General features: G+C 70.0%; 19 protein-coding genes. 6 read left to right on the plus strand and 13 right to left on the minus strand.

Annotated features, from left to right (window positions below; all coding sequences use genetic code 11):
• Nucleotides 1-90: 90 nt before the first annotated feature.
• Complete coding sequence (locus FSY66_RS11770; RefSeq protein ID WP_144795200.1) at nucleotides 91-1,806, minus strand: CocE/NonD family hydrolase; 1,716 nt, start codon at nucleotides 1,804-1,806, stop codon at nucleotides 91-93.
• 148 nt (nucleotides 1,807-1,954) lie between these two features.
• On the opposite strand from FSY66_RS11770, the gene FSY66_RS11775 reads away from it, so the two are divergent.
• A complete protein-coding gene (locus FSY66_RS11775; RefSeq protein ID WP_144795202.1) occupies nucleotides 1,955-2,899 on the plus strand; it encodes an MBL fold metallo-hydrolase in 945 nt (314 codons plus the stop codon).
• Nucleotides 2,900-2,959: 60 nt separating this feature from the next.
• Here the strand turns inward: FSY66_RS11775 and FSY66_RS11780 are convergent, their stop codons facing one another.
• Entirely contained in the window at nucleotides 2,960-4,108 is a 1,149-nt protein-coding gene (locus tag FSY66_RS11780; protein ID WP_144795204.1) for an NAD(P)/FAD-dependent oxidoreductase, read from the minus strand.
• Nucleotides 4,105-4,317 carry a ferredoxin gene (locus FSY66_RS11785; protein WP_144795206.1) on the minus strand — a complete coding sequence of 71 codons (213 nt, stop codon included), beginning with the start codon at nucleotides 4,315-4,317 and terminating at the stop codon, nucleotides 4,105-4,107. The genes FSY66_RS11780 and FSY66_RS11785 overlap by 4 nt, the downstream gene beginning before the upstream one ends.
• 162 nt (nucleotides 4,318-4,479) lie before the next feature.
• Between FSY66_RS11785 and FSY66_RS13070 the strand changes: the two genes are divergently transcribed.
• Both FSY66_RS13070 and FSY66_RS11795 read left to right on the plus strand, forming a co-directional pair.
• Nucleotides 4,480-5,394: a LysR family transcriptional regulator gene (locus tag FSY66_RS13070; RefSeq protein ID WP_144795208.1), complete on the plus strand. Its 915-nt coding sequence runs from the start codon at nucleotides 4,480-4,482 to the stop codon at nucleotides 5,392-5,394.
• A 148-nt stretch (nucleotides 5,395-5,542) separates the two neighbouring features.
• On the plus strand, nucleotides 5,543-6,730 hold the full coding sequence (locus tag FSY66_RS11795) for a cytochrome P450 (protein ID WP_186304561.1): 1,188 nt from the start codon (nucleotides 5,543-5,545) through the stop codon (nucleotides 6,728-6,730).
• A gap of 91 nt (nucleotides 6,731-6,821) precedes the next feature.
• Here the strand turns inward: FSY66_RS11795 and FSY66_RS11800 are convergent, their stop codons facing one another.
• The 9 genes from FSY66_RS11800 to FSY66_RS11840 form a co-directional block, all read right to left on the minus strand.
• Nucleotides 6,822-8,135, minus strand: coding sequence for an MFS transporter (locus FSY66_RS11800; protein WP_144795210.1), 1,314 nt, complete (start codon nucleotides 8,133-8,135; stop codon nucleotides 6,822-6,824).
• 191 nt (nucleotides 8,136-8,326) lie between these two features.
• The gene (locus FSY66_RS11805; RefSeq protein ID WP_144795212.1) at nucleotides 8,327-9,250 is read right to left on the minus strand and encodes an alpha/beta hydrolase; all 924 of its coding nucleotides are present in this window, start codon (nucleotides 9,248-9,250) and stop codon (nucleotides 8,327-8,329) included.
• Between the two features lie 94 nt (nucleotides 9,251-9,344).
• The gene (locus tag FSY66_RS11810; protein ID WP_144795214.1) at nucleotides 9,345-10,460 is read right to left on the minus strand and encodes an FAD-dependent oxidoreductase; all 1,116 of its coding nucleotides are present in this window, start codon (nucleotides 10,458-10,460) and stop codon (nucleotides 9,345-9,347) included.
• Between the two features lie 44 nt (nucleotides 10,461-10,504).
• A complete protein-coding gene (locus FSY66_RS11815; protein WP_144795216.1) occupies nucleotides 10,505-11,458 on the minus strand; it encodes a phosphotriesterase family protein in 954 nt (317 codons plus the stop codon).
• Between the two features lie 40 nt (nucleotides 11,459-11,498).
• On the minus strand, nucleotides 11,499-12,485 hold the full coding sequence (locus FSY66_RS11820) for a phosphotriesterase family protein (RefSeq protein WP_144795218.1): 987 nt from the start codon (nucleotides 12,483-12,485) through the stop codon (nucleotides 11,499-11,501).
• A 205-nt stretch (nucleotides 12,486-12,690) separates the two neighbouring features.
• On the minus strand, nucleotides 12,691-13,434 hold the full coding sequence (locus tag FSY66_RS11825; protein ID WP_144795220.1) for a GntR family transcriptional regulator: 744 nt from the start codon (nucleotides 13,432-13,434) through the stop codon (nucleotides 12,691-12,693).
• 95 nt (nucleotides 13,435-13,529) lie between these two features.
• Nucleotides 13,530-13,904: a hypothetical protein gene (locus FSY66_RS11830; protein ID WP_144795222.1), complete on the minus strand. Its 375-nt coding sequence runs from the start codon at nucleotides 13,902-13,904 to the stop codon at nucleotides 13,530-13,532.
• A 65-nt stretch (nucleotides 13,905-13,969) separates the two neighbouring features.
• Entirely contained in the window at nucleotides 13,970-14,608 is a 639-nt protein-coding gene (locus FSY66_RS11835; protein ID WP_144795224.1) for an HD domain-containing protein, read from the minus strand.
• Nucleotides 14,609-14,877: 269 nt separating this feature from the next.
• Nucleotides 14,878-15,333, minus strand: a complete 456-nt coding sequence (locus tag FSY66_RS11840; protein WP_144795226.1) for a hypothetical protein — start codon at nucleotides 15,331-15,333, stop codon at nucleotides 14,878-14,880.
• Nucleotides 15,334-15,519: 186 nt separating this feature from the next.
• Here FSY66_RS11840 and FSY66_RS11845 point away from each other — a divergent pair, with 186 nt between their 5' ends.
• The 3 genes from FSY66_RS11845 to FSY66_RS11855 all read left to right on the plus strand — a co-directional run bounded on the left by FSY66_RS11845 (nucleotide 15,520) and on the right by FSY66_RS11855 (nucleotide 17,584).
• Nucleotides 15,520-16,101 (plus strand): mismatch-specific DNA-glycosylase, encoded by a 582-nt coding sequence (locus tag FSY66_RS11845; protein ID WP_144795228.1) that lies wholly within the window; start codon nucleotides 15,520-15,522, stop codon nucleotides 16,099-16,101.
• 94 nt (nucleotides 16,102-16,195) lie between these two features.
• Nucleotides 16,196-16,993: an alpha/beta fold hydrolase gene (locus FSY66_RS11850; protein WP_144795230.1), complete on the plus strand. Its 798-nt coding sequence runs from the start codon at nucleotides 16,196-16,198 to the stop codon at nucleotides 16,991-16,993.
• A 60-nt stretch (nucleotides 16,994-17,053) separates the two neighbouring features.
• Nucleotides 17,054-17,584, plus strand: coding sequence for an O-acetyl-ADP-ribose deacetylase (locus FSY66_RS11855; RefSeq protein ID WP_144795232.1), 531 nt, complete (start codon nucleotides 17,054-17,056; stop codon nucleotides 17,582-17,584).
• 1 nt (nucleotide 17,585) lies between these two features.
• On the opposite strand, the gene brnQ is transcribed toward FSY66_RS11855, so the two are convergent.
• Entirely contained in the window at nucleotides 17,586-19,016 is a 1,431-nt protein-coding gene (gene brnQ, locus FSY66_RS11860) for a branched-chain amino acid transport system II carrier protein (RefSeq protein ID WP_144795234.1), read from the minus strand.
• Nucleotides 19,017-19,143 lie beyond the last annotated feature (127 nt).

Raw genomic sequence — 19,143 nt, forward strand, 5'->3', positions numbered from 1 at the left:
GAGCCCGTTCCTCATCTCATCGACGCACCCGCGCCAAGAACCTCATGACCCACAACATCTAGGAGCAGGCCGCGCGGGTTGTGCGGCGGGTCACGTCGTGAAGGGCAGCACCAGCCGCGAGGGGTGCGCGGCATCGCGGTGGATCTTGTGCGTGACCGGTCGGCCGACCGGCAGATGGAAGGCATCGGGAGGCAGCAGGGAGTTGTGCTCGTCGACCAGCGGCTCGGCGTTGGACAGCTCGACCGTGAGCCGGTGTCCCGGCTGGAGGGCTGCGGCGAACGGGTAGAGGCGCACCACGTACTCCTCGATGCTGCCGGGTTCGACCGGCACGGATCGGGTGTGCGGGTGGCGGGGATCGCCCTCCGACGTCCGCTCCATGTCGAGCTCGCGATGCGAGGCCTTGAGGTAGCCGGTGGTGATCAGCTGCCGCCCGCCGCTCGGCGAGTAGTCCCACAGGCGCAGGATCAGGTTGGTGTCCGGCTGATCGATCTCGACGAAGAGGTGAGCCGCACCGGTGCCGATCATCTCGACCGGTTCGTCGAGCACCGGAGTGGACCAGGAGACGACCTGGACATCGTCCGTGACGGACAGGGGCGCCTGGTAGAAGCCGTCGGGTGCGGCGTGCTCGGGGCCCATGGGCTCGGGCCGCTCCGAGAGCGCGTGGCGGGTCCGCAGGTAGAGGGGCCGGTGCTCGACCGCCTTGGGCGGCCACTGATCCGCGGTGAGGATCTCGCGCGAGCCTTCCACGAAGACCTCGACCGCCGGCTCGTCCATGACCCCGTTGTTGATGCCCTTGAGCCAGTAGTCGTACCAGCGGAACATCCTGTCGTGCTCCTCCACGAAGGGGCGCGACTGCATGGGGGGATAGGAGCCGATCGTCAGCTTCTTGGGCCCCTGGACGGCGTCGAAGACCTCGATCGTGCTGTCGAGCGTCCAGCCGCGGCCCTGATCGAGCTGGAGCCACACCGGGATGTCGATGGCCGACGCCAGCTCGTTGGGGTTGCGCTCCTGGTACCAGGGGCCGTCGAACTGGTTCATCACGATGTCGAACCAGGCCTCGTGGTTCTTGGGGTAGTGGAGGACATGGACCAGATTGGGCCAGGCGGCGACGTCCGGATCCTGCAGCCGCTCGGCGACACGGGCCTTGATCTCCTCGGCCGAGAACTCCTCGAGCATGCGCGACGTCACCCGGTCGGTGAACGCCCAGCCCGAGTCGCCGCCGCGGCCCTCGCGAGCGGCGCGGGGCATGAACCACATGATGCCGCCGTGGTAGGTGGTCTCGTAGAAGTCGTAGTGGCCGCCGGACACGAAGATCGCCTTCAGATGGGGAGGGCGCTCTGCGGCCGCGAGGATCTGCATGGAGCCGAAGTAGGAGATCCCCACCATGCCCACATTGCCGTCGCACCAGGGCTGCGCGGCCACCCACTCGATGAAGTCGTAGGCGTCCTCGCCCAGAGAGACCCCTCCGGCGTTGTAGTTGCCGATGTGCTCGCCCTCCGAGTCGCCGGATCCGCGCAGGTCACCGATCACATGCGCGTAGTCCTCGGCGACGATCCGGGCGATGTCCCCGGCCTCGATGCAGCCGTCCCACAGCGGGGAGGGGCGACGCTGCGGGGGTGTCGTCAGAGCGAGGGCCTGCAGCTCCTTGCCGTAGGGGCTCAGCGCCACGAGCGCCGGGCGGGGCTTCTGCTCGCTCCCCTGGTAGACGTCCGCGGCCATCTCCGCACCGTCGCGCATGGGGACCCGGACGTCCTTGAGCACGGCGATCCGCTCGCCGCCGGCATTCCAGGTGACAGACTCCGGCATGGTGAGGCCCCTTCTCGATCGGGTTGCGCCGCTCCCGCGGGATGACGCGCTGTGCTGTGTGTCATATTATTATAACAAATGGATGCGGCAAGATGCCGGGCGGGTCCGGGCCCCAGCGGCGCATCCCCGAGACTCTCAGGAGCGTGCCATGACGCAGGACATCGCCATCCATCCGCTGGTCTCCCCGTGGGGCCGGTTCGGGCTCTTCACCTTCCTGATCGACGGCCCCGAGCTCGCGATCGTGGACACCGGGGTCGCAGCCTCCCCGGCCGAGGGCATGGCGCCAGAGCTCGAGAGGCTCGGGCGGCGCATCGAAGATGTCCGCTGGATCCTGCTCACCCACGGGCATATCGATCATCTGGGCGGTGCGGCCGCGCTGCGGGAGCTGACCGGGGGGCGGGCCCGGGTCGTGATCCACGAGGCCGACGCCGACCACCTGCGTCGGCGCCGCGCGCATGTGGAGAACTACCTGGCCACCCGAGCCCGCTATCTGGATGTCCCCGACGCCGAGGATCAGCAGACGACCATGGCGCAGCAGGCGATCTCCGGGGAGCTCGAGCCCGATGTCCTGGTCTCCGGCGGCGAGGTGCTGGAGCTCGGGGGAGTGCAGGTGAAGGTCCACAGCATCCCCGGGCACACGGCCGGCTCGGTGGCCTACGAGGTGCTCGGGCAGAGCGCGGTGTTCGTGGGCGACGCCGTGCAGATCCACGGGGCCGCCAACGGCTTCCCGGGCTACGAGGACCCCGATGCGTACCGGGACAGCCTGCTGCGCCTGCGCGATGAGATCCGCCCGCAGCGCCTGTACCTGGGTCATCCCTACCGCTCGGCGGACGGCGCGCCCTTCGGCGTCGAGGTGGACGAGGAGGCGGCTGCGGACGCGCTGCAGGAGTCGATCGACATCGAGCAGCGCGTGCGGGCGGCGGCGATCCGCGCATTCGAGCAGGGGCTGGCCGAGGCCGATTCCCCGTACTCGCCGTTCATGACGGTGGCCGAGGACCTCGGCTACACCGGTGATCCCGCTCTCGAGCCCTCCCCGTTCTTCACCACGCTGCACGGGTACCGCAGACGGTTCGAGGAGGGCCGGCTCGGCTGAGCTCGCCCGATGATGTGCCTGGCCCGCGCCGACCGGACGCGGGCCAGGCACATCATCGGCTCAGGCGGCGGCCGGCGGGTTCGCCAGTCTGCGCAGCCGGGGGATGGGCAGGCGGTGATTGACGGCTGCGGCCGTCCCGCCGCCCTCGACGCGGTCCGCTGCGGGCCAGCGCAGCAGCATCCGCGTGCTGTCCAGGGCGCCCTCGACGATCTCCGGCTGTCCCTGCGCGGGCGGTCCCGCCAGGCGCAGGTGGAGGCCGAACTGCTCGGTCCAGAAGTACGGTCTCGGCACGTGCGAGATCGCAGCGTCGCCATGCAGCAGCCCCATGGCCGTCGCCCGCGCCTGCTCGATCGCATGCATCCACAGGGGTCGGCGGCTCATCCACTGGCCGCTGCGCGTCCATGCGACATCGCCGGCGGCGGCGATCTCCGGGGTCACGAGACCCCGGTGGTCGACGACCAGCCTGCCCTCCTCGAGCAGTCCCGACGACTCCAGCCACTCGACGTTCGGGGCATCGCCGATCGCCGTGACCAGCAGCTCCGGGTGCAGGCGCGCGCCCGAAGCCAGCTCGACCTCCGTCGCCTGGCCGTCTGTGCGAACGGCCACCGCGACGTCGTCGAGCAGGGTGACGCCGGCCGCCTCGGCCTCTCGAGCGCAGACCCCTCCCAGGACGGGGCCCACCTGGCGGCTCATGGGGACGCCGCGATGCGCGACGGTCACCTCGCAGCCCAGACCCCGGGCTCCGGAGGCGACCTCCATGCCCAGGGCGCCGCCGCCGAGCACCAGGGTCCTCGGCCGGCAGCTCAGCCGCCGGCGCAGCTCCAGGGCGTCCGCGAGGCTGCGCAGCGTGAGCTCCGCAGGGCTGTCGGTGAAGCGGCGGGGCCGGGAGCCCGAGGCGATCAGCAGCGCGTCGTAGGGGAGCTCTGCGCCGTCATCGAGCCGGACCGTCCTCTCGTGGGGGTCCAGCTCGGTCGCGGTGCGGCCCAGCAGCTCGCGAGCGCCGTGGATCGGCTCGGGCAGGCTCAGCGCCGACAGGTCGGGATCGCTCCCGCTGTCGGCGAGCAGGGCCTTGGACAGCGAGGGGCGACTGTAGGGGGCTGTGGGCTCCTGCCCGACGATCGTGATCTCGCCGTCGAAGCCGGCTTCGCGCAGGGTGTCGCCGGCCGTGAGGCCGGCCACCCCGTAGCCGGCGATGACGATGCGCTTCACGACAGCAGCTTCAGGGCCGCCACCGGGCACACCCGCACCGCAGAGCGGGCGGCGGCCAGCGCCTCCTCCGCATCGGCATCGATCTCGGTGACGTCCAGGATCAGCTCGCCCTCCTCGTCCAGATGCATGAGGTCGGGGGCGGCCTCCTCGCACAGGCCGTGGCCCTCGCAGCGGTGGCGGTCCAGGTCGATGCGGGCGATGGCGGTCATGGCATTCCTCCGTGGGTGAGACGCGCAGATGCTGAGGCTGCGCTCGGATGCTCCGAGCGCCAGGCTCGGCGTCGCGCAGAGCGCTCGAGCCGAGCGTGGACTGCCAGTGTCCTGCGTCACATACCGGTGGTCCAATGAATGATGGCCATGCACCATATTCACATGACGAATGATGAGACGTCGGCGAGTCAGCGCCGCCTGGCCTCGACCGACCTGAATCTCCTGGTGGCGCTCGAAGCGGTCCTCGAGGAGGTCTCCGTGACGCGGGCGGCCCAGCGGGTGGGGCTCTCGCAGCCGGCCATGAGCCATGCCCTGGCCAGGGCGCGGCGGATCTTCGGTGATCAGCTGCTGGTTCGCGTCGGCGGGCGCTCGGTCCTGACCCCGCGGGCGCGCCGGCTGCGCGGCCCGCTGCGCGATGTCCTGCGGCGCACGGAGCGGCTCTTCCTCGAGGGCGACTTCGATCCGTCCACCACCGAGCGCACGATCACCATCGCGATGTCTCCGAGCACCGCGATGGTTCTGGGGAGGCGGCTCACGCGGCTGCTGGCCCGGGAGGCGCCCGGGGCGCGTCTGCGTGCCCTGACCATGCAGAGGCTCGACGACGATCTCTTCATCAGTGCGGAGGCCGACGTCATGCTGATGACCGAGTCCTTCGACACCGCCCATCCGCGCGAGAGGCTCTACCCGGACGAGTGGGTCGTCATCGGCGGGGAGCCGGGGCTCTCCGACGGCCGCGCGCTCGAGCTGCTGGCCGAGCGCGAGCACGTGGTCCATGAGCCGCTGCTCGAGCGCGCCCCGTATCAGGCGCTGCGTCGCGCGGGCGTCGGATGGACGGCCGCGATCCGGCTGCAGGATCCGCTGCTGGTCCCCCGCTTCGTGGCCGGGACGCCCCGGGTGGGCGTCCATCGCCGGAGCGTGCTGGACTCCGTGGAATCCTGGGGCGTGTGGGAGGCGGCGTTCCCGGTGGAGGCGGGTCCGCTGGGGATGGACATGATCTGGAATCCGTGGGGTCAGGAGGACGCCTTCCGCAGCTGGCTGCGGGGCCTGCTCGAGCGCTCTGCTCCGCCCGCGGCATGAGCACCCCGATCATTCATCACATGCATGGGAGCCATAGGGAAGATTCACTGGTGCCATGTTCTGATGGCGGGTTGACTCTGGGGTGCGTCACAGGCCGCCCGCGACCCGCGGGCAGCCCGATGATGCCCGACCCGCTCTGGAGCACCTGATGACACTCACGCCCTCTGAGATCCCCGCCGCCGAGATCGACCTGTTCGACGATGACGTGCTGGCCGACTCGCATCCCGTCTACGCCCGCCTGCGCGAGATGGCCCCCGTGGTCCATCTGCCCGGCCGGGGCATCCATGCGATCACGCGCTACGAGAACGTCCGGAAGGCGCTGGGCGACCCGGCGACGTTCTCGTCCCGCGGCGTGGCCTTCAACCCGACCATGAACGAGATGCTGGTGGGCACGAGCCTGGCCACGGATCCTCCCGAGCACGCCGAGCTGCGCGCGGTGCTCACGGAGAACCTCACTCCGCGCGCTGTGCGCCGCATGGGCGAGGGGATCCGCGCCAAAGCGGACGCCCTGCTCGAGGAGCTGCTCGCCCGCGAGAGCTTCGACGGCATGGAGGACCTGGCCAAGCCGTACGTCACGTCGATCGTCATGGACCTCATCGGCATTCGCGACGATGTGCGGGAGAAGATCCTCACGTGGGGCGAAGCGGCCTTCAACATGCAGGGGCCCGACAACGAGCGGATGCGCGCAGCACTGCCCATCGCCGGGGAGCTCTTCCACTGGACCCACGAGATGCTGGCCGCCGAGGACCTGGCCGAGGGGAGCATCGGCCGCGCGGTCTTCGAAGCCGGCGAGCGAGGAGACATCCCCAGGAACCAGTGCGGGGCGATCGTGCACCAGTACATCGCGGCCGGCCAGGACACCACGATCACGGCGATCGGCAATGCAGTGAGTCTGCTGGGCTCGCATCCGGCGCAGTTCGGGATCCTCCGGGACGACCCGTCGCTCGTGCCCTCGGCCTTCGCCGAGGTTCAGCGCTTCCTGCCTCCCGTGCCCGTCGTGGGCCGCCTGGTCGTGCAGGATGCGGAGATCGACGGCCACGTCGTCCCGGCGGGATCCCAGGCCGCGCTGCTGGTGGCCGCCGGCAACCGGGACCCGCGGCACTACGAGGATCCCGAGACCTTCGATGTCACCCGCAACCCGGTCGATCATCTGTCCTTCGGCTACGGAGCGCACGGATGCGCGGGCCAGGGACTGGCTCGTCTGGAGGCCCACAGCATGATCTCGGCACTGGCCGACAAGCTCGAGTCCTTCGACGTCACCCATACGAGTCGGCGACTGAACAACATCACCCGCCCGTTCGAGCAGATCGCGGTGACGAATCTTCGTCGTGCCTGAGCGCGGGCGAGCGCACGGAGCAGGATGACGGCTGCGCACCGAGCCGGTGCGCAGCCGTCATCGTGCCGGCGGACGCTGCCGCCGCCCGGCCTCAGTCCTGCGCCGTGATCGGCGCGCCGATGATCCCGCCCACTTTGCGCGGGGCGGTCTCCTTCAGCGCCAGTGCGTAGATCGTCGCAAGCAGGGCTCCGCCGCTGCTGATCGCCAGGGCGATCCACAGCCCGTGCTGATCCGCCAGCATGCCGGTGATCGCGGGGTTGAGGACGCCGCCGATCAGCTCGCCGATGCCCGTGGGCAGCCCCACCGCCAGGCCCGCGTGCAGCGGATTCACGGACTCAGCGGGGATCACGGACATCGCCATGCCGCCCACACCCATGCCGGCCGCGAACAGGAACACCGACAAGGCGATGAGCACAGGGTGGTGCAGGACCAGCATGGACAGCGGGGCGAGGCTCGAGAGGATGCCGAACATCAGGGCAGTGGGCTTCCTGCCGATCCGGTCGGAGAGCAGCGGCACGAGGAAGCCCCACAGAGCCGTGCCGAGGCCGAAAGCCGACAGGATCATGCTCATGGTCCCGGTCGAGAGCTCCCGCACGTTCGTGAGGAAGACCGGGGAGAAGACCTGCAGATTGATCAGGTAGACCATGAACCCGCTGAACATCAGGATCGAGACCAGGACGTTGCGGGTTCGCAGGACCTCCCCCAGGCCGCCCGTCGACGCCGCAGCGGCGGACGCTCCGGCCGGGTCAGGGCCTGCGGCTCCGTCGAGTGCACCGGCCGCCTGCGCCTGTGCCGTGGCCTGGGTGCCCTCGACCCGCGGTCGGGGTTCGCGCATGGTCCTCAGCACGATGAAGGCCAGGACCAGTCCGGGCACGATCGTGAAGAAGAACGCCGCGCGCCAGCCGATCATGGAGGCCAGGGCCACGATCACCAGCGGGGCCAGGATGGAGCCGAAGATGCCGTTGGCGGTGTTCATGGTGAACCCCAGGTTGAAGCCGCGGCGGTGCGGCGAGGACTCCATGGCCAGCACGGACTGGGTGACCGGGATGATCGGGCCCTCGAACAAGCCCATGACCATGCGCAGGACCGCGAGCATCACGAAGCTCGTGACGAACCCCTGGAAGGCCGAGGCGACCGAGAAGACGAGCATCAGGACGACCAGGTAGAGGCGCTTGGACGGCACGCGGTCGGAGAGCCTGCCGCCCACGACGGATGACACGGCCCAGGTGATGCCCAGCGCTGCCGCCAGCAGGCCGATCTGGGCGTTGTCCAAGTGCAGATCCTGCTGGATGAAGGGCATCAGGTAGTTGATGATGAGTCGATCGAAGAACACGAATCCGACGCAGCAGAAGAAGATCGCGACGATCCTGTTCTCGTAGTTCCAGAACCTCGTCCGTTCTGACATGGCGGCCTCCTGGGGCGCTCAGTACTGCTTCCTGGGGATGCCCGGCACGAGGGCGCACCGGGTCTCGGGTGTGCTGAGGACACGAGGCGGCGGCGCAGACCTGCTGGTCGCGCCGCCGCCTCGTGCGGTGCGGTATTCGGTTGCGGGCGTCCGGCCTCAGCCGATGGCGCCCGGGGGTGATGAACGGCGCGTCACTGACGGGCCAGGAACCGCCCCGTCTCCCGGAAGGCCTCGTACATCTCCGGGATCCACCCGAAGTTGACGAGGAAGCCGTGATTCGCGGACTCGTACCGGTGCACCTGGGTCTGCACCCCGGCTTCCGCCAGACGCTGCCCATAGGCCTCACCCTCATCGCGCAGCGGGTCGTACTGCGCTGTGAGGATCAGGGCCTTGGGCAGCCCCGACAGATCCGGCCGCTTGATGGGGGAGACGCGCGGGTCGGACGGGTCCGCCCCGGAGTCGATGTAGTGCGCGTTGAACGGCTTCAGCCCTGCCGTCTCGAGGCCGTACCCGCGTGCGTTCTCGGTCAGCGACGGGTATCTGGACTCGTCGAAGTCGAGATCGACGGACGGGTAGTAGAGGACCTGATGCGAGATGGCGTCGAATCCCTCGTCATGGGTCTTGGCTGTCACGGCGGCGGCGAAGTTCCCGCCCGAGCTGTCGCCGGACACCGCCAGGTTCCGGCCGTCCCAATGCAGCTCGGCGCCGTGCTCGGCGGCCCAGCGCACCGCGTCGCAGCAGTCCTGGAGTCCGGCGGGGAACGCGTTCTCCGGTGCGAGCCGGTAGCCCACGGTGATGACCCGATATCCCGTCTCCTGCGCGAGTGCACGGCCGACCTGGTCATAGGTCTCCAGGCTCCCGGAGAAGAACGCTCCGCCGTGGAAGTGGATCAGGAGCCCGTAGTCCTCCTGATCGGCGGCGGTGTAGATCCGCACGCCGACCTCGCCGCCCCGGGTGGGGATGGTGCGGGCCTGGATATCGCGGATCGGCAGCCGCTGCTCATGCGGGGGCACTCGGGCCTCCTCATCCGCTCGCACGGCGGCGGGGTCCGGACGGGACCCGTCGGCAGACGGGATCGAGCTGACGATCTTCTGGATCTCGGGGTGCAGAGGCATGGGTTCCTTCCTCGGGTCATCCGCCGCCGGCAGCCGGCGGCACAGGGCGGCGCTGCGCCCCTCGCCGTCCGGCTCGGTGGACAGAGGGCCTGTCTCAGTAGTCGATCTCGTCCTTCTCCGGGAAGGCCGTGTCCAGTGCATTCGGATCCCAGCCGGCCCGGGAGATGCGCTGGAGGGCCTGGGTCGGCGCCTTGCGAGCGGCGGTGTAGGCATCCAGCGCCTCGGCGACGGACTCGTGCTCGACCAGCATGTCAGCGAGCACGGCGCCGTCGAGCACAGCCGAGTTCGCCCCCTGGCCGTGGTGGTGCAGCATCGCGTGAGCCGCATCGCCGATGAGGGCGATCGAGCGGGAGTTCCACACGTCCACCGGCTCGATGTCGTGAGCAGAGCGCGCATTCACCGCGGACATGTCGAGCTTCTCGACGATGCGCACGAGACGCTCGTCGAAGCCCTCGACGGATCGGAGGAGGTCCTCCTTGGTCACCTGGGGGTTCCAGGAGGTGTCCTCGCTGGGGACCGTGATGTCGAACGAGACCTGATTGCGGTGGCGCAATGGCAGGAAGTAGATCATTGCGCCGGTCTCCCGGTCGATGTAGCTGCGGAAGTGGTCGTCGGTGAGCAGACCCTCCGCGTCCTCGCCGTCGATCACCGCCCGGTAGGCGTGCGAGCGCGCGGGAACGGGCTCGTTGTCGGAGAAGAGCCTCCGGACCTTGGAGCGGATGCCGTCGGCCCCCACCACGAGGTCTGCGGTGACCTGCTCGCCGCTGTCGAACGTGACGGTGGCCGTATCCCCGTTGTCCACGATCTCGGTGAGCCTGTGATCCAGCTGCAGCACGCCCTCCGGAAGCAGCCGGGTCAGGACCTCGATGAAGTCGCCGCGGTGGATGAAGCGGGTGCTGTTGTCCTCGCCGTCGTCATCCAGGTGGGGCCACGCCTCGGAGTGGATCAGCTCGCCCTGGGCCGAGTAGATGTCGTGCGCGGGCGAGGCGGTGGTGACGGCGGCGATCTCGTCGTAGATGCCCAGGCGGCGGAACAGCTTGATGACCGCGGGGCGCAGCCCGATGCCGGCGCCGACCTCCTTCACCTCCTTGGCCTGCTCGTAGACGGTCACATCGGCTCCGATGCGGCTCAGGGCCAGGCCTGCGGTCGCGCCGGCGTAGCCGCCGCCGATCACGGCGACGCGCAGCTTCTGGATGTCCTCGGGCTTCATGGTCATTCCTCTTTCGTGATCCAGTGCAGTGGATGCGGGGTGCTTCAGCGCGCGAGAGTCAGGAAGTCCGCGGGCAGCTCGACGAGCAGGCGGTGGATGGTCTGCTCGTCGATCTGCGCCGCGCGCAGATCCGGGATGAGCTGCTCGAAGATGTAGTTCACGGTGTGGCCCTTGACCCCCGGCCACCCCAGCGGACTGCAGTTGGCGTCGGCGGAGACCAGCAGCTGGTCCAGATGGCCCTGCTCGAGCAGCTCGATGAAGTGCCCGAGACGCTCGCGGCGCGGCCGGCCCCAGAAGGGGGGATCCGGCAGCTCGGTCTCGTAGCCGAAGGTGTCGAAGCCGATGCGCCCTCCCTGCTCGAAGAGCCACTCGTGGGGCGTCTTGTCGTGGTTGACGCCGTCGTCGGCGTGGCCGAAGAGCACCCGGTCCAGGTCGAGTCCCTCGTCATGGAAGATCTCGACGGCCGGTTCGGGGTCGATCGCCAGGTGCGTGAGGATCGGGGCGCCTGTGGCGACGGCCGCGCGAGCCCCGGCCCGGTAGATCCTCTTGTCGAGCTCCGTCATCCGTCCGCCGCGCGAGACCCCCACCTTGATGACCCCGGCCTTGGCGCCGGTGCGCCCGATACCCGTCTCGATCTCGTGGACGAAGACGTCGGCGAGGTACTCGACCGAGGCGCGGGAGAAGTGCGGCAGGGCCGTGTCGCCGCCGACGAAGCCCGTGCAGGCCACGATGTTCACGCCGGTCTTCTCGGACAGCGACTGGTAGTAGTCGGGGTCCCGCCCGTTGCAGATCCCGGTGGCGTCCACGAACGTCCCGCCGCCGTACTCGTGGAAGGCCCGCAGCTTGGGCACCGTCTCCTCGTATCTCTGCTCGGGGGTCTTCCACCACCTCGTGTCCAGCTCGGACCCGGGCATCCCGTAGCCGATGTGCTCGTGGATGGCCACAGTGCCGAGCTCTTCCGGGGGGACGGCGCCGAGGACCGTGTTGACTCTGGGCATCGTGCTCACCTTCTGGCTTCTCGAGGTTCGGAGGGCGGGTTCAGGCGGCCGGGCGCACGGACAGCAGCTCGGCCGGATTGCGGACCAGCAGCTGATGGAGGTCCCCGTCCGCGAGGCCCCTTCTGCGCAGGAGGTCCGTGAAGGAGCCGAGCACCGCGGTGAAGTCCACCTCGGTATCCGGGAGGCCCTTGGCGACGCCGATGGCGTTCGACGAGAGGATCAGGCGCTCGCGGTGGCCCTCCTCGAGCAGACGCAGCACCAGGTCGGCCCGCTCCTCGTCGTCGAGGTGCTCGGCATCCGAGGCCCCGACGTGATCGATGCCCAGGAAGGTGCCCCGACGCGCGACATCGATGACCGCATCGTGCGCAGCGCGGCGGTCCAGGTCCCCGACGAGCACGCGATCGGCGTCGATCCCCTCGTCCAGGACGACGTCCACGTCGTGCAGCGGATGATCGCTCGGGCGCATCGAGAGCGGGACGCCATGGTCGCGAGCGGCGCGGGCCGACCCGCGGAACAGGCTCTGCTCGGTGGCGGTCATGCCCTGGACATCGGCGATCGCGGTCACCAGCCCGGCTGGCGCCCGGCGCTCGACACGAGGGACGACCATGCCCTCGGAGGCTTCGGCCCCCAGCAGGTCCGCGAACTTCTCGGCCGGCCACGGAGTCGGCGGGTCGGTCTGCGGGGTGAGGAAGTAGCCGCCCATCTCCTCCTCCGGTCCCAGCCCGGTGGAGGCGACGATGTGCACGCCCGTGGCCTTGGAGAGCGACTCGTAGAGCTTCAGGTCGCGGCCGTGGAACATGCCGGTGGAGTCCACCAGCGTTCCGCCGCCGGCCTCCTTGAAGGCGAGGACCTTGGTGGAGAGCCGGTCGTAGATGTCGGCGCGGTCCATCGAGATGTCCGGGGCGTACTGCGCACCCGGGAGCACCGACAGGAGGGCCTCGTGGACGCTGGTCACGCCCAGATCGTCAGCGGGGACCGGGCCCAGGACGGTGCTGACCGTCCGAGCGCTGGGGGAGTTGGGCTTCATCTTCCGGGGCTGCCTTTCGTGGGCTCCGGGCGGAGATCCCCGGGGGCGACCAGCCGCCCTGGATCCTGCCTCGATGTGCTGTGCGTCTCATCCCAATGTACATATTGTTATACCAAACGGCAATGAGCCTCCGTGCGGCCCCTCGGCCGGGTGGCCGGGATGAGATCACCGCGGGGATCAGGCCGGCACGGCAGCGAGGGCCTGCTCACCTGCGGGTGCTGAACCTGTACTTGAACTCATCGGGCCGATGGGTCGCGCGCCGCCATCCGGCGAGGACGCCGCCGGTCACATAGAACAGCGAATCGATCAGCAGCACCGGGCTGTCGTGCGGCAGGCCCAGGATCCGGGCCTGGTCGTCGTCGGCCGTGGAGGCCCAGGCCGAATGCTCGGCGTGCTCCAGCAGGATTCCGTAGTGCGCCTCGAGCAGATCGAAGGCCGAGTCCTGCGCCTCGATCTCCTCGCGTCGGGGGTGGAAGTCCTCCGGCGTGCGCATGTAGACGATGTTGTGCGCCAGCGGCTCCCCGTGCAGCGAGATCAGGCGGCTGAAGTGGGTCAGCCGCTCCTCCGGACCGGCCCCGAGCGCGGCCGCGACCTCGTCGGGCGGCGCGCTCCGCCCGATCTCCGAGACGGACGACGAGGGGTCCAGACCCTGCTCCCGGAGGAACTCGAGCAGGGCGCCCGTTCGCATGTCGGCCGGCCGGTTCACCCGCGCACCGGGGATGGGGAAGGTGCCCTTTCCCTGCTTGCGATAGACCCAGCCCTCGCTCGTCAGCTCTCTGAGCGCCTGCCGGATCGGTGCTCGGCTGACGGAGAAGCGCTCGAGCAGCTGCGCTTCCGTGATCGGCGTCTGCGCATCGAATCTCCCTGCAGCGATCTCCGCGTGCAGGATCTCCTTGATCTGGCGGTAGAGAGGGACGCCCGACGAGTGGTCGATGCTGCGCTGGGCCATGCGAGGAGGTCCTTCTCACGAACTGGGATCGGGGAGGACTCAGTCAATCATGGGCGCGACGGGTGCGGATGATCCATGCGCGGGCGTCGGCGCGCTCAGCTCACGGGCAGCCCGAGGCGCCGCAGCTCGTCGAGGCGCTTGTTCCGATCGGCCACGACGAAGCGGCGTGCCGAGCCGTCCTGCAGCTCGAACTCCAGCCCGTTGGTCAGCAGGCGCTGGAAGCTGCGCACGCCGCGGATCCGAGCTGCGGACGCACCCCACGCTCCGCCGGGCAGGTTCGCGGAGTGCGGTTCGAAGGAGACGCCGTCGGGCCGGACGACCAGCCGGCCGCCGTCGGCCAGGTGGCCGAACCCGCCCGTGAGCAGCAGCAGCGGATTCCGGGCCAGGACCGCGCCCATGCCGCTCAGCTCGACGGCCGGGCGGAGATGATTGGCCTTGATGCTCAGCAGGGGCTCCGAGGGCGTCGTCATGCCGCCACGGTACGCCGCAGCAGCCGGCGGCATCCGCACCTCGGTGCGGATGCCGCCGGGTCGGATCACTCCGCCCAGTCGGAGCCGCGGATCTCGTCCACGAAGTTCCCGCGCTCGAAGTCCGGCTTCTGGTCGGCCAGCACGTCCGCCTTCACGTTCCCGAACGTGGTCTGCGGCCGGTGCCACAGTCCCTCGGCGAAGGACTCGATGATGCCCTCCTTGAACCGCGGGCGCGGGTGGGCGGAGGTGATCTCGTCGCGCTGGGCGTCGGTCAGCTCGTGGTAGTCCACGCCCATGATGTCGAGCTCGACACCGCGGGTGACCAGCTCGATGAGCGGCGACATGTGCAGCGGGATCATCGGCGTCGTGTGCAGCGCGATCGAGGCCCAGGCCTCGTCGGCATCGTGCTGGCTGTAGCCGTGACCGCTCAGGAAGTCGCGCACGACGTTCGCCGCATCGATCTCGAAGCGCAGATCCTCCGAGCGGTACTTCTCGGTGAGCCCGAGATCGTGGAACATCGACGCGATGTAGAGCAGCTCGTCGTCGAAGCCGCGGCCCAGTGCCTGTCCGCGCAGGGAGGCGAAGAGGAACACGCGGCGGCTGTGGTGGTAGACGAGGTCGGTCTCGGCGTCGCGGACCAGCTCGGTGGCCTCGCGGGCGATGGCGCTGTCGGGGATGGTGATGCCTGCAATGGTCTCGGCCATGGGGGCGTCCTTTCCGGTGGAGTCGGTCTGCGGTGCTGGTCCCATTCTCCGCGGACAGTGGATGTCGTGTCACGGTTCGCCCGTCCGCTGCGCGCTGAATCAGGCCGACACCGCCCGGCGTGGACGTCGTCATGTCCCGCGCGGCCGGTGCGGGATCCCGGGTGCGACGAAGGCCCGCGCGCATCCCGAGGGGGAGCGCACGGGCCGTCGTGCCGTTGTCTGCTGTCAGGCCGATCCCGGCGTCGTCGCCGTGCTCAGCCTGCCGTGGATCACTGGACCGGGACCACCGGGGCGGTCTCCTGGCCGGGCAGCGGCGCGGTCGCGGTGAAGCCCGGCAGCTGGACAGCGTCGGTGACCTCCTGGCCGTCCTCCACGTACTGGGCGCCCACGAAGTACGAGCCGGGCGACATGTAGAGCGGGACCTCCGCGGTGCCGTTCTCGTCCAGCGGGACCAGCGGGCCGCTGGGCTCGCCGTGGAACGTGATCTGCACGTAGTCCTGGACGGCCGGGTCGGCCTGCGGGAAGGTCACCACCGCGGCCAGATCCTGGCGGTAGTCGCCGTTCGTGGTGGGCTGGCCGTCGGCGGTGATCACGCCGCTGCCCGACTGCTCGACGGCGGGAGCGGACTCCTGCGCCGGAGCGGCGTTGGCGGCGACAGCCGAGCCCGCCACAGCGGTGGCGGCCAGCATGGGGACGGCAAGGGTTCGTCGGATGCTTGTGCGCATATCTCACACCTCCGTGCGATGGGGCGGCCCCTCTTCTTCCTGGATCCGGACCGCCGATGGAGATTCCACCCTAGGGATGCGACCTGAGTGTTCCGAACGCGTGTCTGGGAATCGGATAAACATCCGGTAACGATCAAGGGCCGTCGCATGCACCGTCCGCATCGGGTACGCGCCTAGCCTGGGGGCATGGGATTCACGCGAGCGCAGCTGGAGGAGCACTACGGGCGGACGGTGCCGGATCTGCTGCCCGATCCGCTGCGTCTGCTGTTCGTCGGGATCAATCCGAGCCTGCGCTCGGCCGCGACCGGCGCGCACTTCTCCGGATCGGGCAACCGCTTCTATCCGGCCCTGCACCGCGCCGGCATCACCCGGCATCTGATCCGCGCCGCCGACGGCTTCGCCGCCGAGGACCTGGAGGAGCTGACCGCGCGCGGCATCGGCATCACCAACCTGTGGCCCGAGGCCACCGCCCGAGCCGACGAGCTCACGGGGGAGCAGCTGCGCACCGGGCGCGCGCGACTCGATGCGACGGTGCGCTCGCATCGCCCGCGCGCCGTGGCGGTCGTCGGGATCACGGCCTACCGGACGGCATTCGAGCAGCCCAGGGCGGCGACGGGAGAGCAGGACTCGCCCTGGGACGGGATCCGGCTGTTCGCGGCCCCCAATCCCAGCGGGCTCAATGCCCACTCCTCGGTCGACGATCTCGCGCGCGACTACGCGGAGATCGCGCGGGCTGCGGGGATCGACCTGGGGTCTGCGGGGGACTGAGGACCGCGTCAGCCGAGCGGGCCGCCGCAGTTCCGGGGCTCTGCCCCGTCTGCGCGTCGATGCGGTGTCCCCGCCGGTGGCTATCGTCGATCCCATGACCGAGAACTCCTCAGCCGCAGAGTCCGTGACCATCTCCGCCGTGGGCGGCGGGCCCGTCGTCGTCGCGTTCCTGCACGGCCTGATGGGCAGGGGCAAGAACTTCAGCCGCTTCGCCAAGGACCTGTCCGGGGACTGCACCAGCCTGCTCGTGGACCTGCCGAATCACGGGACCTCGGGCTGGACCGACGAGTTCTCCTACGAGGACACGGCGGACACGGTCGCGGAGGCGCTGCGCGGCAAGGCCGGCGACCGGCGGATCATGCTCGTGGGCCACTCGATGGGCGGCAAGGTCGCCATGCTGATCGCGCTGCGCCACCCGGAGCTGATCGAGCGGCTCATGGTCGTCGACATCGCGCCGGGCCGCTCGTGGGAGGGCGGCGGCGAGTTCCCGCACCTGCTGGGCGCCCTGCGGGAGCTGGACCTGGAGCACGTGGAGAACCGCGCCGATGCCGACGCCGAGCTCTCCGAGGCGATTCCCCAGGACCCGGTCCGCGGCTTCCTGCTGCAGAACCTGCGCCATTCCGACGGCGGATGGGTGTGGCAGCCGAACCTCGAGCTGCTGTACCGGAGCCTGGACGAGATCGGCGGATTCCCGGTCACGAACCGGACCTTCGACGGCCCTGTCCTGTGGGTGGCCGGCTCGGAGTCCGACTACGTCAGCGAGGACAGGCTGCCGCTGATGTCCCAGCTGTTCCCTCGCGTCGAGCTGCGCACGGTCGAGGGCGCGGGGCACTGGGTGCACTCGGAGAAGCCCCAGGAGTTCGAGCAGCTGCTGCGCGAGCTGCTCGCCTGAACGGCGGTGATCCGGTGCGAGGCCGTGTGCTCGGCCCCGGTGCCCACGTAGGCTCGCGGCATGGAGCTTCGCATGCAGCCAGGTGACATCACGACCATGGACGTGGATGCCGTCGTCAATGCGGCCAATTCCGGCCTGAAGGGCGGGGGAGGCGTCGACGGCGCCATCCACCGTGCGGGCGGCCCGGCGATCCTCGAGCAGTGCCGGCGGCTGCGCGACACGGACCTGCCGGACGGGCTGCCCGCCGGCCAGGCCGTGGCCACGACTGCGGGGGACATGCCGGCTCGCTGGGTCATCCACACGGTCGGTCCGACCTACGCCAAGACCATCGACAAGTCGGAGACGCTCGCATCCTGCTACCGCGAATCGCTGCGCACCGCCGCCCGGATCGGGGCGCGGTCGGTGGCCTTCCCCGCGATCTCCGCGGGCGTCTACGGCTGGCCCATGGACGACGCCGCCCGCATCGCCGTCGAGACGTCCGAGGCGATGCGGGCGGAGGTGGGCGAGCAGATCGACGAGGTCGTCTTCGTGCCCTTCGGCGGCGCGGCGGAGGAGGCTTTCCGCGCGGCCCTGGACAGGGTGCAGAGCTGAGTCAGGAGCGGGCCGAGGAGTCCGCGCGCTCCTGCGCGGCGGCCTCGGACTCGCCTCCCACAGGAACAGGGTCCGACGCGCCCCGGGCCAGATCCGCGATGAACCCGATGACGGCCGCGACCACGGTGGGCACGACCCATCCCATGCCCTGCTCGTGCAGCGGGGCCCAGCCGATGAGGCCCTCGATCGGGCCGACCGCGACGCCCAGGGTGCTCAGCGTCATCAGCGCCGCCCACACGATCGCGACCACGAGGGCGAAGCGGAACGTCAGGTTGAGCCGGCGGCGCGTCAGCGGCTCGATGAGGGTGAGCAGGATCAGCGTGATGCCCGCGGGGTAGAGGAAGCCCACGATCGGCCCCGCGATCGCCAGCACGGTCTCGAGCCCGGTGATCGAGACCAGGAAGGCGATCACGGAGAAGAGGATCGCCCAGGCCCGGTAGGACATCGCCGGCACGAGCTTGCTGAAGTACTCGGAGGTCGCGCCGATCAGGCCCACGGCCGTGGTCAGGCAGGCGAGGAACACGATCAGGCCGAACACGATCGCGCCCGGCCCGCCGAGCACCATGCCGGCCGCATCCGAGAGGATCGAGGCGCCGTCGCCGTGGGACTGCGCGTCCGGCATCCGCAGCCCGACGATGGCCAGGCCCACGTACACGACCGCCAGCAGGCCGCCGGCGATGACCCCCGCGAGGCTCACGCCGCGCACGAGCGAGGGCCCGTCGGGCACGCCCTTGGCGCGCAGGCTGGCCACGACGATGATCCCGAAGGCCAGCGCGGCCAGCGAGTCCATCGTGTTGTAGCCCTCCAGGAAGCCCGTCACGTAGGCCCCGGACGCGTAGTCCTCGGTGGGGCTGGGCACCGGCGCCGACAGCCGCACGACCGACATGACGATCAGGACGACGAGCAGGATCAGCAGGGCCGGGGTCAGGAAGCGCCCCAGGCGGTCGACGATCCCGCTCGGGTCGAAGGCCAGCAGCAGGGACACGGCGAAGAACACGGCGCTGAACAGCACGGCGGGCAGCAGCGACTCCCCGCCGAGATGAGGCTCCAGGCCGGTCTCGTAGCTCACCGAGGCGGTGCGCGGCAGCGCGTAGAACGCGCCGATCGACAGGTACACCATGACCGTGAAGACGACGCCGAAGACCCTGCCGCCGCGATCCGCGAGGTCCTGCAGATCGCGGCCGGTCACGGCGATCGCCAGGATGGCCAGCACGGGCAGGACGACGCCGGTGGTCAGGAAGCCCAGCAGCGCCGGTGCGGTGTTCGTCCCGGCACTGGCGCCGAGCATCGGCGGGAAGATGAGGTTGCCGGCCCCGAAGAACATCGAGAACAGCATGAGCGAGGCGACGAGCAGGACGGAGCCGCGGCCGCGGCGCTGTGCGGGCCGGGCCGACTCCGAGGAGACGGAGGTGGGTGAGCTTGAGGGCGACATCCCCTCATCATCTCAGCCCCGGGGGCCTGCTCCGGACATCGCGGTCGCACCGACACCGAGTGGCCTAGGTGTAAGAGGGCATGACGTTATTGGCAGGGGCCGGGACGCGTGAGGCCGGGGGATGATC

Origin of the sequence: Kocuria palustris, assembly GCF_007666205.1 — a bacterium.
In the GTDB taxonomy this organism is placed as follows: Bacteria; Actinomycetota; Actinomycetes; order Actinomycetales; family Micrococcaceae; genus Kocuria; species Kocuria palustris_A.